The sequence below is a fragment of the Arthrobacter sp. 2MCAF14 genome (genome assembly GCF_052115645.1).
Taxonomy (GTDB): domain Bacteria; phylum Actinomycetota; class Actinomycetes; order Actinomycetales; family Micrococcaceae; genus Arthrobacter.
This window is the reverse complement of record NZ_JBFRHB010000065.1, coordinates 1-13,846: the sequence shown is the minus strand read 5'-3', so window position 1 is coordinate 13,846 and position 13,846 is coordinate 1. Positions and strand designations below refer to the sequence as shown.

Below are 13,846 nucleotides of genomic sequence, written 5' to 3'. Positions count from 1 at the left end.
TACTTGCCCAAGTCCGCGCACGTCTCCTACCCCGGATACGATACGGCGGCCCAAGCACTCGACGAGCCGCGCCGTCTCCTGGAGACCGACCTGCGTTGCCGGGTCACACTTTACAGTCGCGCCGTCTTCGGTGTAGATGTCGAGGGCGAGTTGCCCGTGACCACCGACACCCCGGTCGGGTAGTAACTGAGCACCTTCCTCAAAGTATCGGCGCCGATACCAGACTCTGTAGTACTCATGGATCTACTATTCCCGTTCGTCATCGCGCGACCCGCACGCCCACGAAGGCGCCGATCTCCTGCAGAGGGGCGGCACGTCCAGCCGTCAGCCATCAGCCTTTGCCTGGGTCGCCTTGACTTCGCGGCCCCCCCGCGCGCGCCGCACGATCAGCGACGTCGAGAGAGCCAGGATCAAGGCAGCGCCGAAGAAGATGTTTGTGATCCAGATGTCCCCTCCCGCCAACTGCAGGCCTTGGATACCGGTGCCGAGCAGGAGGATCGCAACGATTGTGCCCCAAACATTGAAGCGACCGGGCTTGATTTGTGTGGTGCCGAGAAAGGCAGCGGAGAATGCTGGCAGCAGGTATTCGGGTCCGACTGTCTGGCTCACGCTGTTCAGCGAGGAAGCGAGCATGACACCGGCAACCGCGGCAATTGTGCTGCAGCTGACGAGGCTCCAGAACCTGAACCTTCGGATTCGGACTCCGGAGAGGCGGGCCGCGTCCGGATTAGCTCCGGTCGCGGATGCCCGCCTACCGATCGGTGTGTGCTCCAACACATACCACACGATCGCCGCGAGAATCAGCATGTACACCGCGATTATGGGCACGCCCAAGACAGATCCAGACGTGAGACCCGTCACCGCGGGCGAAAAGGGGCCGAAGAAAGCGCCGTTTGCAATAACGGCAGCGAGGCCGGTCAGCAGCGATGTCGTGCCGAGTGTGGCGATCAAGCTGTCCAAGCCAAGGATGCCACAAAGGAACCCGTTGAAAACTCCGACGGAGGCTCCTACCGCCAGGGTGACGAGGACCGCAGGAATGAGCCCGAGATGCGGCACCACGGATCCGAATACCACGGCACTGAATCCCATCGTCTGACCCACTGACATGTCGAACATCCCAGTAGCAAGTGGAGTCAGAACCGCCAATGCGAGAATACCGGTCAATGCCTGACTTAAGAGGATCTCCTTCCACGTAACCGACGTGAGGAAGGTGTCAGGCACCCAGATAGCGAAGATCACGAAGATGACCGCAAAGAAGTAGACGCCAGAGAACCGGCCAAACCGCAGGTGCTCCAATATCCCAGAGACTTTGCGAGGTGCCGCCGCGCGCCGCGACGTTACGTCCGTCGTAGTTTCATCAGTTTGCGTGCTCATGCGAGCCCCGTTCCGGTTTCGATACGAATGTTTCCTGAAAAGTCGGCGGGCCGCAGCGCTTCGCCAAGCAGTCTGTCCGGCGTCAGCTGTTCCGCTGTAAGGATGGCGCCTACACGACCGCCGCGAATCACGTACACGCGATCGCACACCGCGCAGGCCTCCTCCAGATCCGACGTTGTCATCAGCACTGCTGTCCCTCCGCTTGCTGCTTCGTTCAACTGCCTGTAGATGGCACTCCTGCTGCCCACGTCGACGCCGGCGGTTGGCTCCTCGAGCAGAAGAGCCTTCGCACCGGCTCGTAGCCAGCGCGCGATCATGATCTTCTGCTGGTTTCCCCCGCTGAGAGATGAGATTGTCGCCTCTGGGTCGTTGGGCTTCACCTCGCATCGCGTCAAATACGGGGAAACGTCCTCTGACTCCCGACGGCGGCCCAACCAACGCGCTGGCCCACGCCCACGCACGCGCGGCAGGGTGATGTTCTCTCGCAGGGTCCAGTTGGCAATCACACCAAGACGCTTGCGATCACCGGGCACAAATGCCAGCTCACTTCGAATGCCATCCCATGGCGACCGGGGCTCGATCGCCTTGCCCATCATGCGAATCTCACCGCCACTTCGCCGCCGAGCGCCGAAGATCAGATGAGGGATCTCCTCGCTCCCGGAGCCAGCCAGCCCAACGATGCCCACGATTTCGCCCGCCCGAACCGTTCCCGTGAAGTCCTTAAGATCACCACCGCTGAGTCCATCCACCTCCAACACGCTGTCGGCGCCGGGAGTCGGCGCGGCTGGGTAGACCGCCTCCAATGGGCGTCCGAGGATCAACTCGATAAGGCTGTCGTTGTCTAACTCGTCAACCTCCCGGGTCGCCACTTTGCGTCCGTCGCGCAGCACGGTGACACGATCTGCCAATTCGAAGACTTCGTGCAGGCGGTGGGTTACGTACAGCAGCGTCCCCCCACGCGCTCTGATCTCGCGTAGTAGGCCGAAGAGGTGGTCCTTATCCTGCTCGGACAATGACGCCGTCGGCTCGTCGAGGACCAGAATCCCGCGCGCTGCATCACTGTGGTGAAGAGCGCGCACGATCGCCGTCATGGTTTGGCTGGCCGCGCTGATCCCCCCCAAGATTTCGCCGACGTCGATATCGACGCCGTAGTCCCTGAAGATCCGTTGCGCACGCTGTCGCTCCTTGCGCTCAGAAAGCCACCACCTTCCGCCGTACGACTCCCCGAGTGCAAGGTTGTCGACGACTGAGAGCGAATCGATCAGCGCGAGATCCTGATGGATGAACCGCAGCCCGTGCTGATGTGCATCAAGAGGAGATCCCAACTCGATCGGCTCTCCATCGATCAACGCGGAGCCGCCATCCGGCGAGTGGAAACCCGCCAGGATCTTGATCAGCGTGGATTTGCCCGATCCGTTCTGACCCAGGAGGCAGTGAATCTCACCAGCGCGCAAGTCCAACGACACCCCATCGAGCGCGCGCTGCCCCTGGAAGGTCTTCGTCAGACCTTCGATGACCAGCTTTGAGTTGGCAGCCAGCGTCGACGTCGTTGCATTCACGTAGCCCTCAGATGCTTTCGAGCCCACCATCTACTGGTTCCAGGCCTTCTTGTAGATGTCCTGGTAGTTCGCCGGATCCAACAAGCTGACATCGGCGTTGTTCTTGTCCATCACCCGCAGGCTCTGAATGGGAGCGCTGGGGTCCAGGTTGACACCCTGAACCGCTCGAGCGGCAGCGTCCGCGGCTCGCCAGTAGAGGGATGCGAGTTCGCCCGTGGAGTAAGCAAGGACTTGGCCATTCTTGACAGCGGCCACATCGGAGGCGTTCAGCGGGTACATACCCACGAGCTTGACTCCCGACCCGACACCGGCGCTGTTGAGCGCTGCGGGATTCACAAACTGCTCGGTCGCAATCACGTACTTCACGCTCGGGTTGCGTTGCAGGAAGCTCACGATCCGCGAGGCGTTGTCTGCGGGCGTCGCATTGACGCTTTGGGGCACGTCCAAGACGCGGGACCCGTCCCCGTTCCGGGCAACCTCCTGCTTGACACCGTCCGCTTCGGCTTTCAGGGGAGCAATGCTGTTATCGGACGCCACGGCGATGTCAATTTTGGCGCCTGCGTCGGCCAAAGCGATATCCGCCGCCGTAGCACCGAGCGCGCCTAGAGATTCCTGGCATTGGATGCACGCGCTGTAGCCAGGCGTGAGTGCGCCACCGATGTCGACGAACTTAATCCCTTCCTTGGTCGCCTCATCAACCTGCTGTTGAAAGGTTGCCTCGGGAAAGTTCGCGCCGTACAAGATGACGTCCGGCTTGGCCGCGATTGCCTGAGTGAGCGCCTGCCGCAGAGCCGACGGCCCCTTGGAGATGTCATAGGGCATCTCCTGGAACCGCCAACCAAGAGCAGCCATAGCGGGCTTCATCGCCCCGGGAGCACACGCCGGGATAGTGCAATTGACCTGGATCGCGTAGGTCGATGCCTTCGGCGGAGCGGGAAGCGGGCTCACGGTCAACGCCGGATTCGCAGCCAACTTCTTGACCTGCGCCTGAGCGGCAGCCATACCGCCAGTCGACGACGCTCCGGACTCCGAGCTACTCCCAGCGTTACTACTACTGCTGCAACCCGCAGCAACAGTTGCCACCACCACGAACGCCGCCGCGACGCCTGCCGCGCGCTTCCAGCTATTTCTCATCTGCATGGTCTGTCTCCTCTGATCCGAAAGATCGACATTTGTGGGAACCGCACGACAACAATTTGGAACCGAAACCAAGGAACTAACGTCGTGCCGCAACTCCGACCGCCAGTGTGACGTTCCTCACGGCCGATAAGGAACACTACGGCACCGTTGGATACGATGTCAATGGACCGGCGAGGGATTGCACTGATTTCTGGATACGATGTCAATCTCAAAGCGCGAGCACCACCTCGGCCTTCTTCGCCTTCGCCACCCTGGAGACGATCAAAGAAGCCATGAACGCCGCAACGCCCGGAATCAGGTCCGACGACACAGAATGGCTCAGCGAAGAGAAACTGCAAATCCTCTACACCCTCCGGTGAACCCGCAAGCACTAACCTTGGTCTTTCATGAGGGCCGCCGCCGGCCGCGTGTTAAAACGACGAAAGGTGCTCCTGAGCTGGGAAAATGATGGTGTCTAAGCCTCATTATCCGCAGTTCAAAGGGAGCACCTTTCTGGTGAGTAACTCTACCGGTTTCTATCCGTCTGTCCGCGTTGATTCCACAGGTGGCGGTGTGGTGTCACAGGCTGGCGGGCTGGTCCTGGCCCGGACGGTCCACGTATCCGGACTCGGGGTCGGGCTCTCGGGGGCTTTGGAGCCCTGGCGGAAGCCCTTCGCCCGCCATGACCCGGGGAAGATCCTCACCGATCTGGTCCTGTCGCTGGCCACCGGAGGTGACTGCGTCTCCGACGTTGACCGGCTCCGTTCGCAGCCGCAGGTCAACGGCCGGGTGGCCTCGGACCCGACGATCAGCCGTCTGATCAAGGCCCTCTCCACGGCCAGGCCAACGAAAGCCCTGGCAGCAATCAGTGCTGCCAGGGCCGCGGCCCGGGCCCATGTCTGGGCCACTGCGGGGAAGGACCCGCTCATCGTGGACCTTGACGCGACGCTCATCGCCTCCCACTCGGGCTAAGAAGAAGCAAGACCCACATGGAAGAAAGGCTACGGTTTCCACCCGCTGGCCGCCTTCATCGACCACGGCACCGCCGGGACCGGGGAACCCCTGGCGGTGCAGCTGCGCCCGGGAAACGCCGGATCCAACACCGCCACGGACCACATCACCGTGACCAAGGACGCGCTCAAACAACTGCCCGCCGGTCACCGTTCGGGCCGGAAAGTCATGATCCGCACCGATTCCGCCGGCGGCACCCACGGGTTCCTGCACTGGCTCTCCGCCAAGCACCGGAACCTCGGCTACACGGTCGGGTTCCCCAATCCACGGCGCAGTCGAAGCGGCCCTGCCCAGGATCCCGAAGAAAGCCTGGACCCGGGCCGACAACAGCGACGGCGCAGAACGCGACGGGGCCGGGGTCGCTGACATCACCGGCATGCTGGACCTTTCGTCCTGGCCGGCAGGGATGCGGGTCATCGTGCGCAAGGAAGAACCCCACCCCGGCGCCCAGCTGCGGATCACCGACATCGACGGGATGCGCTACACCGCCTTCGCGACCAACCAGAAGAGCGGCCAGCTCGCGGACCTGGAAGTCCGCCACCGGCTGCGGGCCCGGTGCGAAGACCGGATCCGGAACGCCAAAGCCACCGGACTGGCGAACCTGCCCCTGCATTCCTTCGCGGCCAACACGCTCTGGTGCCACCTGGTCATGCTCGCCGCCGAACTCATGGCCTGGACCCAAATGCTCGCATTCACCGGCACCCCGGCCCGACGGTGGGAACCGAAGAAACTCCGGACCAGGATCCTGGAAATCGCCGCCAAAATCAGCCGGCACGCTCGCCAGGTACCGTTCACCTTGCCGCCAACGCCCCCGAAACAGCACTGCTTCTCAAGGGACTGAAGCGGATTGCGGCCATCAGCCCACCATAGCCGCGCGCGCCTCAGCCAGCCGGAAGAAAGGAACAAGAACCACAAAACGATGGCCGTGGAACCATCACGACCCGCCGCGACCGGACAGCGGCCAATTTGTCACGCCCGCATGCAAAAATCAGGAACGTCAGGCAGCCAGTAAGCCCTGACCCCGCCGGAATCCTGCCTCGTGAAAGATCGAGGCTAAGCCGAGGCTAAGCCGAGGATAGAATCTGCGTTCCCCGCCAGACATGGGCCCCGCAGCAGTTCCTCGGCTTAGCGTTTTCCTCGGCATAATCCACGCTAAACCGAATTCGGTTTAGCTCGGACAACGGCAGCGAGTTCATCAACTACAACCTCTTCGATTTCTGCCTTGAACATCACATCACGTTCACCCGCTCCCGGCCCAGCAACAAGAAGGCGCCCACGTCGAGCAGAAGAACGGGGCCAGGGTCCGTGAACTCGTCGGTTATCTGCGCTGCGACACAGCCGCGGAACTGGACCTGTTGAACCAGGACTGGGACCTAAACCGGATTTTCACCTACTTCCAGCTGCCCCAGCAAGAGTTCGCCGCCAAGGTCCGCGTGGGAGCCAAGGTTACCAAGAAGCACGACGCCCCGGCGACACCGGACAAACGCCGATCCCAGCGTCTCACCCATGGCCGTCCTGCGCATGAAACCCGATTACTGCAAGATCAGACCCGCCGCCCTGTCACGGCAGATCCTCTCCCTCACGGGCCGACTCGAAACCCTTGTCACCGCCAAACAACCGGCGCCCGTGAAACCACTCGTCAACGAAAACTGGAACCGCCGACCCAGCCGGAGATATTCAAATGAGTTGATGGGCGGCCCTACCGGCGGCGCCCTCTTTCTGTTCGTGCTCGTGCTGGATAACAAGGCGAACCGTAACGCTGTGCGTTTGCTTCGTGCCTGGACGCGTGCGCGGGGCAAGTATGCCATGTGGCTCTCGGGCAGAATGGGCTGTATGTGCGGAAGATACGTGGTCTCCAAAGCTGCGGGTGACCTTCTGAGCCATTTCGAGGCCAAAGAGGTCGAGGGAAGCCCGCCGCGGCCGAGCTGGAATGTTGCGCCGACCCAGAGCGTGCCGATCATTGCCGAACGGTTGGATGAGGACACGATTAACCGGCATCTGCTTATTGCCCGCTGGGGCCTTGGTCCCGTCCTGAGCGAAGGACATCAAGATCGGCTCCAAGCTGATTAAGACCCGGAGCGAATCAATCCTGGAGAAGCCGTCCTTCCGTAAGGCGGCGGTGAAGCGCCGTGCAAGCGTCCCGGCTGAGGGTTATTACGAGTGGCAGAAGACTGAGGACGAGAAGATCCCGGAGCTGTGGTTGACGGGCATCACCGAACACCGCACGGCCGAGGGGAAGCTCTAACTTTGCGGGGAGAAGGATGTCTATTCCGGAAGGATCGTTGGTCGATGGACGCCCGGATGAAGTCCTCGCTTGCCGTCGCCGCACTGGAGAACGCAGTCCGGGCACGTCGCCCGGCAAGGGCCGTGGTGCACTCGGACAGTGAGACTGTCCGTACCGGTATTCCCGGAGGGTCCTTGACTCGCATAGTGATGGATGCGACAGGATGCTGGTGCCGAGATTTCCCTGGGGCATCCAAATAGAAAATGCTATCGGCCGTCGCCGTGCGGGCCCTGCGAACTGGAAGTACTGCCTCATTCCACGTGCGCCCCGGGCGAAACGCTGCCATCAAATCCCAAGCGCCGGCTTATGGCTCGGAACCCGCGGAGTCGGCAAATTTTCGATTGCGCGCGCCAATATCGGAAGTGCATCGGAGACTTGGTCCACTTCTGACGAGCTCATTTGGCGAGTCAATTCCACCATGATGCGAGTCCTGGCCCGGCGTACCGCCCGGTAAGCTGCCTTACCTTCATCTGTCATCGACACAAGATATGCACGAGAGTCCGATTCATCGGTTGTTCTAGTAACGTAGCCAGCTGCCACCGCTGCCGCTACCTGCCGGCTGAGGGTGGACCTGTCGAGTCCAAGACGACTTGCGAGATCAGAGATCCGGAGCGTCCCAGTGGCTGACAATCGAGTGAGGATCGAGATCATGGAACGATCTATGGAGACGCCCGACCTCTCCACTAACTGTGCGTGGAACTCATAGAGGGACCAGCGAATGATAGATCCCAACGCCTCATCAATCACGCGCTGACTTGGATTAAGCTCAACGGTATCGCCGACCGATGCTGTCGTTCCCATAAGTGCCCTTCCTCGTTTCCAAGCTTGCCTTGGCCTAAGTCACGGTGGACGCTGTTTTTCCTCCCGGTCACTACGCTCAACCCCAAACATGCGCATGCAGGAGATCCCCTGGCCTTTGCGGGTCGTACAAAGCAGTTGAATGCACAATACACGAATAGAATATCCAGCCCTCGTCTCTACACGTCGATCCATCCGTCATCAGATTGAGATTGGCACCGGTGACACGATACGCCTGCGGTGGTCAAGTCCTGCACTGGCTTACAACCGCTTCGCCCGCACATGGACGTGGCTGTGCTTGAACGCCACCAACTTGTGCGGGGGGTTGACGCTCAGTCAGTTGCCCTGAGGCTGTGTTTCAGGAGGCTGGCTGCGCGCCCGCGTTTGGAGCTCCTCGCAATCCGGTAGAGTCATTTACTGCTCGGGACGGCTGATGGTCGGTCGGCTCAACTTGGGCAGCCGGCGATACACTCCACGCCGACGGTGCTCCGGAGATCTGGTTGGCAGTCATCCGATAGTTGAGCCCTACAAGTAGTTCTTGCGGAGTGACCCATACCTCGTAACCTCCGGATGCTTTAAACATTTGGCGAGGGCTGTTGCCGTCTGCCGCAATCCGGAGTGCAGAGGAGTCGGCCTCGCTGACAACGAGCCAGAGCGTTCCGAAGTCGTCGGCAACTACCAGATCCGGATCTTAAGGGAGCTCCAAAAGTTCTTCGGCATGTAGCCCGGTTTCTTCAGACAACTTCTTCGAGAGTTTTGTTGCCCCTACTTCCATAACTCCGTGATGCGATGCCAAAGACCACTGTCATAGCCAAGGAGACTGCTTCTTCTGAACAGGGCAATTCTGTCCCGCCATTCGATGATCACAGCGATGACGCTGTGATTTCGGGGAATCTGTAATCCGGCCTTCATTGAGCCTCCCGTCTACGGTTTCGTTAATCTGACGTCCTGTGTCGAGACGGTCATTTTTTGGTTACAGATCCTGTCAGCGACGCGATTGGCCGCAGAAGGATGGGCTGGGCGGATACCCACAGCACCGCCATGAGCACGAGGGCTCCGGCGAAGAACCAGAAGCCGACCCAACTCTCGTCGTTCCGCCCGGCGAATATGTGGTTGAGATTGCGCAATGCACCGGTGGCGAACACGAGGGTCACGTGGCCGATGATGAACAGCCCGAAGTAGAGCATCACGGGGAAGTGGATCGCCCGAGCTATCTCGACGCGGTATACCTTGTTGATTTTGGCGTCCTTAGGCCACGCGCCCGACATGCGGATGCCCGTGATGATTGAAAACGGGGCGGCGATAAAAACGGTCACGAAGTACGTGATCATTTGTAGGCTGTTGTATGAGGCCCACGCATTTTCAAGCGGCCAGTCGAGAGATGCGTACTGCAACGCGGCCGACAGTGCGTTGGGGATATGCTCCCATGAGGTTGGCACCAACCGCTGCCATTGGCCTGTCGAGAACAGTAGGACGTAGAAAGCGATCCCGGTAACGACCCACAGCGAATTAAGGCTCAGATGCAGCCACAGGTCGAGACTGATCTTGTTTGGCTTGCCCTTGGTGTGGATGAGCCCCCGATTGTTTCGGGCCCAGTAGGCGGGGGGGCGCTCGGTGGTGCGTACGTGCCAACCGCTGCGGATAATCATTAGGATCAGTAGCATGTTGAAAAAGTGGCTCCACTGCAACCATTCGGGGAAGCCCTCGGGTGCTCCGGGTGGCAGTTGGAAGTGGCCAGGGTAGTTGGTCACGAACGATTGCACTCCGGAGAGAGTGCGCAGCCACTGTGCGCCGAACACAATCGCAGTCAGCAGGACCAACGCGGCAGGGATCATCCACACAAGCGTGAACCAGCGGCTGCGCTGGCCCTTCTTCTGCAGAGTGCTGCTCGTCATTTCTGCCGCGCCTTGATTCCCTCGACAAGCTTCGGTACCACTTCGAAGAGATCTCCGACGATGCCGAAGTCAGCGATGTTAAAGATGGGGGAGTCGTTGTCCTTGTTGATGGCGACGATTGTCTTTGCAGTCTGCATTCCGGCCCGGTGCTGGATCGCACCCGAGATGCCGAGCGCTATATAGAGTTGCGGTGACACTGTAATGCCGGTCTGCCCTACCTGGTAGGAATGTGGCACATATCCGGCATCCACGGCGGCCCGTGACGCACCCACGGCAGCACCGAGCACGTCGGCGAGGTTTTCCACAATCGAAAAGTTCTCCTTTGAGCCGACACCGCGGCCACCTGAAACGACAGTGGTCGCCTCTCGCAGGTCGGGGCGAGTGGACGCGATCGTCTCGTCGTTTACTGCAGTGATGGCTGTTGACTTCGACGTGTCGACCTCGATGGGGACAGTGCTGGTCTCTGAGGCTGCTGCCGGCGCGACATTCTCGATCGCACCGAGCCTTACCGTCGCAATAGTCAGGCCTCCGGTGACCGTAGTGTTGGTGTTGTAGGCACCCCCGAACACTGAATGGGACCCAACGACCCTGTCACCGTCGGCGTGCACTCCGACGACATCGAGCAGTAGCGCTCCGCCGGTGCGGACCGCCAGTCGACCCGCGACCACAGCCCCGTCCAGAGTATTCGCGGTCAGCACAGCAGTTGGCATGTACTCGGTCACCGCAGCCTGAAGCGCGGCAACCTGGGCGGCTGCGACAGTGGTCGTCGCGGCATCAGTTTCGGCGATGTATATTCGCGCTGCACCCAACTCACGCAGACGCGAGGACACTGTGGCACCTTGCCCGGGCGCGACAGCTGCAACCGCAACCGGCGTGCCTATGGAACCGGCAGCACCGATCAACATCTCCGACGAACGACGGATCGTGCCCGCGGGGGAGACCTCGATGAAAGCAAGAACGTTTGACATCTTGATTTTCTCCAAATCTATTAGGGGCTTAAAGAAGTCGCTCGGCAACGAGGAATTCAATAAGCTTGTCGGCTGCGACGCCCAGGTCGTGGATTTTCGTGCCGGCCTTGCGGGCGGGACGTGCCGCCGTGAAAAGGACGATCGAGCGGGCCACGCCGGGGAAAGAAGGATCGATTCCGAGGTCAGATAGCGAGGTCACGTCGATCTTCTTGCGTTTGGCCGACATGATTCCTTTGAAGCCGGGGAAACGCGCCTCGTCTGCGCTCTCGGTGATGGACACGACGGCCGGGAGTGCCGCCCACACTTCGCGCGTACCCGACTCGGTAGCCTGTGTTCCTGTCACCTCGTTGCCCACCTGCAGTCCGTTAAGCGAGGCCAGACAAGGCAGGCCCAGGTGCTCCGCAACCATGGCGGGGATAACACCACCCCGGCCATCGGTCGATGCATCTCCCGCCAGGACCAGATCAACACCGCCTACCCGCTCAACCGCCCTTGCGATGACCAGGGCGGAACGTACAGCATCCGCCCCCATCAACTCGTCGTCGAGAACGTGCACACCGGAGTCGGCTCCCATCGAAAGTGCCTTCCGAAGGGCCGCCGTCGCCGCTTCCGGACCCATCGACAGGACGATCACCTCGGTCGTCTTGTCAGCGTCCTTCCGCTGCAGCGCGACCTCAATTGCACGCTCGCTGATCTCATCGATAACCGCGTCGCTCCGCTCACGATCAATTCGGCCGTCGGCCTGCAGGGTGCGCTGCCCATATGTGTCGGGCACCTGCTTGATCAGTACAACAATTTTCACTGGCTACTCCTTCGATACATGGATATCCCGACGGTGGTCGGGCGGCCGCCGCCTGCGAGAGGCGAGGCGCAAACGGACTCCCATAGCGAAAATTCCCGGTGTTACCATTGCAGAAGGCATTTTGGACGACCTCGAAGGGGCCCCATCAACGTTGAAGTATGACCAGGGCTCATGGTCATACTTGCCTCAGGCCGGCACTCAGGCAATCATGCTCTAGAAGCCGAGGTCGCGTCCGATGATGTTCTTCATGATCTCGTTTGAGCCCGCCCAGATCTTAGTGACGCGGGCATCCTTCCAGGCACGGGCGACGCGATATTCGTTCATAAATCCATAGCCTCCGTACAGCTGGACGCAGTGGTCGAGAACCTCATTCTGTACGTCCGCGGCCCACCACTTGGCCTTTGCGGCATCGACGGCGGAGAGCTCTCCGCGGACTTGCCCGGCGACACACTGGTCGACGTATGCCTGGGTCACCTCAGTCTTTGTCACGAGTTCCGCGAGCAGGAATTTGTTGTGCTGGAACGACCCAATCGCTTGGCCGAAGGCTTGGCGATCGCGTGCATACTCAATCGTCTCGTCGAGGATCTGCCGGGCGTGTGCGAGATTGGTTACGGCGGCGCCGATACGCTCCTGTGGAAGTAGCTGCATCATGTGGCCGAATCCGCCGTCGAGGCTTCCGATCAGGTGGCCCTCAGTGAGGTGGACATTGTCGAAGTAGAGCTCGGCGGTGTCGGCCTCAGGTTGGCCCACCTTGTCGAGTGGCGTTCCGCGGCTGAAGCCCGGCATCGACGCTTCGACAGCGAAGAGAGAGATTCCCTTCCCGCGGCTATCTGGAGTCGTTCGGGCGGCCACGATGATGAGGTCCGCAGAACCTCCATTGGTGATGAAGATCTTGGATCCGTTGAGAATCCAGCCACCGTTCGGGGCCTTTACGGCAGAGGTTCGGAGGGCGGCCAGGTCGGACCCGGCGGAAGGCTCTGTCATGGCGATCGCCGTGACGATGGAGCCGTCGCAGAACCCGGGCAGCCAGCGTTTACGCTGCTCAGGCGTCGAGAGCTTAACGAGATACGGTCCGACCACATCGAAATGAATGCTCATCGATGATGCAAGGGCTAGGTTGACTTTCGCTAGCTCTTCGAGCAATACCGCATTGAACCGATAGTCGCCAGCTTCGCTTCCTCCGTACTCCTCAGGAACCTCAAGGCCAAGGAAACCGTGCTTGCCTGCGTCCTGCCAGACTTCGCGCGGAATTCGTTTGCTTGCGGCATGCTCATCAACATTGGGGCTAATGGAGCGCCGAATAAACTGGGCGACCGAGCTGCGGAAGGCGTTATGGTCATCCTCGTAGAGTGTGCGGTCAATCATGGGGGATAAGTTCCTAGGTGTCTGCCTTGATGGACTTGATGGACTAGTGGCCTCGCCTTAGGCGAAGGGCGGTGCTGCTGCACCTAGGGGTGATCCAAGGCGGCCACGTTGATTGTATGATACACCTAATAGTTGCTCGTGGGAATGTCCGTCAAGACGGCGACCATCTTCGGAGGTGCCAAGTTTGTCGAGCAGTACGGCGATGCGCTCTCATGTCAATACACTAGAACCGCAATCAATCCCCTCGATTTTCACTTCTGGATACGATACCATCTTTTGTGGATGCGATTCCATGGGTCCTAAAGGTGCAGCTGGTCTCGTGGTAAGCCATCGAACGCCCACCCCGGGCGGACCCCTACCTGTTTCCACTGGTCATGGATCAGGACCCGGCCGGGACTCTCGTCCTCCAGCACCTCGACCACGATAGCTCGAACCATACATCTCTACGAGAGGAAGGCGCCCATGGCGTCGACAACTGACGACTGGTCAACGGACATAGCGGAAGTGCGAGACGACGATGTCCTCATTCGCGGTCACCTGCTGACCTCAATGATCGGCAAACGCAGCTTTGGTGAACTCGCATATCTCCTGATCAGCGGTCGATTACCAACCGAAGGTCAGGCCCACGTCCTTGAGGCCATCATGGTCTCGGTCATGGAACATGGCATCTC

The 13,846-nt window shown here is 60.5% G+C and carries 12 protein-coding genes and 3 pseudogenes; 7 read left to right on the top strand and 8 right to left on the bottom strand.

The features are described from left to right. A partial coding sequence (locus AB4074_RS23825) for a hypothetical protein (protein ID WP_441415596.1) occupies nt 1-183 on the top strand: 183 nt, incomplete at its 5' end. A 141-nt stretch (nt 184-324) separates the two neighbouring features. Here AB4074_RS23825 and AB4074_RS23820 read toward each other — a convergent pair. Genes AB4074_RS23820 through AB4074_RS23810 form a run of 3 tightly spaced genes read right to left on the bottom strand, consistent with a single transcriptional unit; the run spans nt 325 to nt 4,073 of the window. Continuing rightward, nucleotides 325-1,374 carry an ABC transporter permease gene (locus tag AB4074_RS23820; protein ID WP_441415595.1) on the bottom strand — a complete coding sequence of 350 codons (1,050 nt, stop codon included), beginning with the start codon at nt 1,372-1,374 and terminating at the stop codon, nt 325-327. Next, on the bottom strand, nt 1,371-2,933 hold the full coding sequence (locus AB4074_RS23815) for a sugar ABC transporter ATP-binding protein (protein ID WP_441415594.1): 1,563 nt from the start codon (nt 2,931-2,933) through the stop codon (nt 1,371-1,373). The genes AB4074_RS23820 and AB4074_RS23815 overlap by 4 nt, the downstream gene beginning before the upstream one ends. Before the next feature lie 30 nt (nt 2,934-2,963). Further along, nucleotides 2,964-4,073 (bottom strand): sugar ABC transporter substrate-binding protein, encoded by a 1,110-nt coding sequence (locus tag AB4074_RS23810; protein WP_441415593.1) that lies wholly within the window; start codon nt 4,071-4,073, stop codon nt 2,964-2,966. Nucleotides 4,074-4,180: 107 nt separating this feature from the next. On the opposite strand from AB4074_RS23810, the gene AB4074_RS23805 reads away from it, so the two are divergent. The 5 genes and pseudogenes from AB4074_RS23805 to AB4074_RS23785 form a co-directional block, all read left to right on the top strand. Beyond that, nucleotides 4,181-4,432 carry a hypothetical protein gene (locus AB4074_RS23805; RefSeq protein WP_441415592.1) on the top strand — a complete coding sequence of 84 codons (252 nt, stop codon included), beginning with the start codon at nt 4,181-4,183 and terminating at the stop codon, nt 4,430-4,432. Nucleotides 4,433-4,568: 136 nt separating this feature from the next. After that, nucleotides 4,569-5,933, top strand: a pseudogene (locus AB4074_RS23800) (IS1380 family transposase). A gap of 636 nt (nt 5,934-6,569) precedes the next feature. Further along, complete coding sequence (locus AB4074_RS23795; protein WP_441415591.1) at nt 6,570-7,133, top strand: SOS response-associated peptidase family protein; 564 nt, start codon at nt 6,570-6,572, stop codon at nt 7,131-7,133. After that, nucleotides 7,108-7,194, top strand: a pseudogene (locus tag AB4074_RS23790) (SOS response-associated peptidase); the annotation flags it as partial. The gene AB4074_RS23795 and the pseudogene AB4074_RS23790, both read left to right, overlap by 26 nt. A gap of 60 nt (nt 7,195-7,254) precedes the next feature. Then, nucleotides 7,255-7,445, top strand: a pseudogene (locus AB4074_RS23785) (IS3 family transposase); the annotation flags it as partial. 187 nt (nt 7,446-7,632) lie between these two features. On the opposite strand, the gene AB4074_RS23780 reads toward AB4074_RS23785, so the two are convergent. The 5 genes from AB4074_RS23780 to AB4074_RS23760 form a co-directional block, all read right to left on the bottom strand. Beyond that, nucleotides 7,633-7,998, bottom strand: a complete 366-nt coding sequence (locus tag AB4074_RS23780) for a MarR family winged helix-turn-helix transcriptional regulator (protein WP_441415597.1) — start codon at nt 7,996-7,998, stop codon at nt 7,633-7,635. 1,109 nt (nt 7,999-9,107) lie between these two features. After that, nucleotides 9,108-10,040, bottom strand: coding sequence for a cytochrome b/b6 domain-containing protein (locus tag AB4074_RS23775; RefSeq protein WP_441415590.1), 933 nt, complete (start codon nt 10,038-10,040; stop codon nt 9,108-9,110). Further along, entirely contained in the window at nt 10,037-11,008 is a 972-nt protein-coding gene (locus AB4074_RS23770) for an electron transfer flavoprotein subunit alpha/FixB family protein (RefSeq protein WP_441415589.1), read from the bottom strand. Before AB4074_RS23770 ends, AB4074_RS23775 begins: the two co-directional genes overlap by 4 nt. A 28-nt stretch (nt 11,009-11,036) precedes the next feature. Beyond that, nucleotides 11,037-11,810: an electron transfer flavoprotein subunit beta/FixA family protein gene (locus tag AB4074_RS23765; RefSeq protein ID WP_441415588.1), complete on the bottom strand. Its 774-nt coding sequence runs from the start codon at nt 11,808-11,810 to the stop codon at nt 11,037-11,039. Between the two features lie 213 nt (nt 11,811-12,023). Beyond that, nucleotides 12,024-13,175, bottom strand: a complete 1,152-nt coding sequence (locus tag AB4074_RS23760) for an acyl-CoA dehydrogenase family protein (protein WP_441415587.1) — start codon at nt 13,173-13,175, stop codon at nt 12,024-12,026. Nucleotides 13,176-13,637: 462 nt separating this feature from the next. Between AB4074_RS23760 and AB4074_RS23755 the strand changes: the two genes are divergently transcribed. Beyond that, a partial coding sequence (locus tag AB4074_RS23755) for a hypothetical protein (protein ID WP_441415115.1) occupies nt 13,638-13,846 on the top strand: 209 nt, incomplete at its 3' end.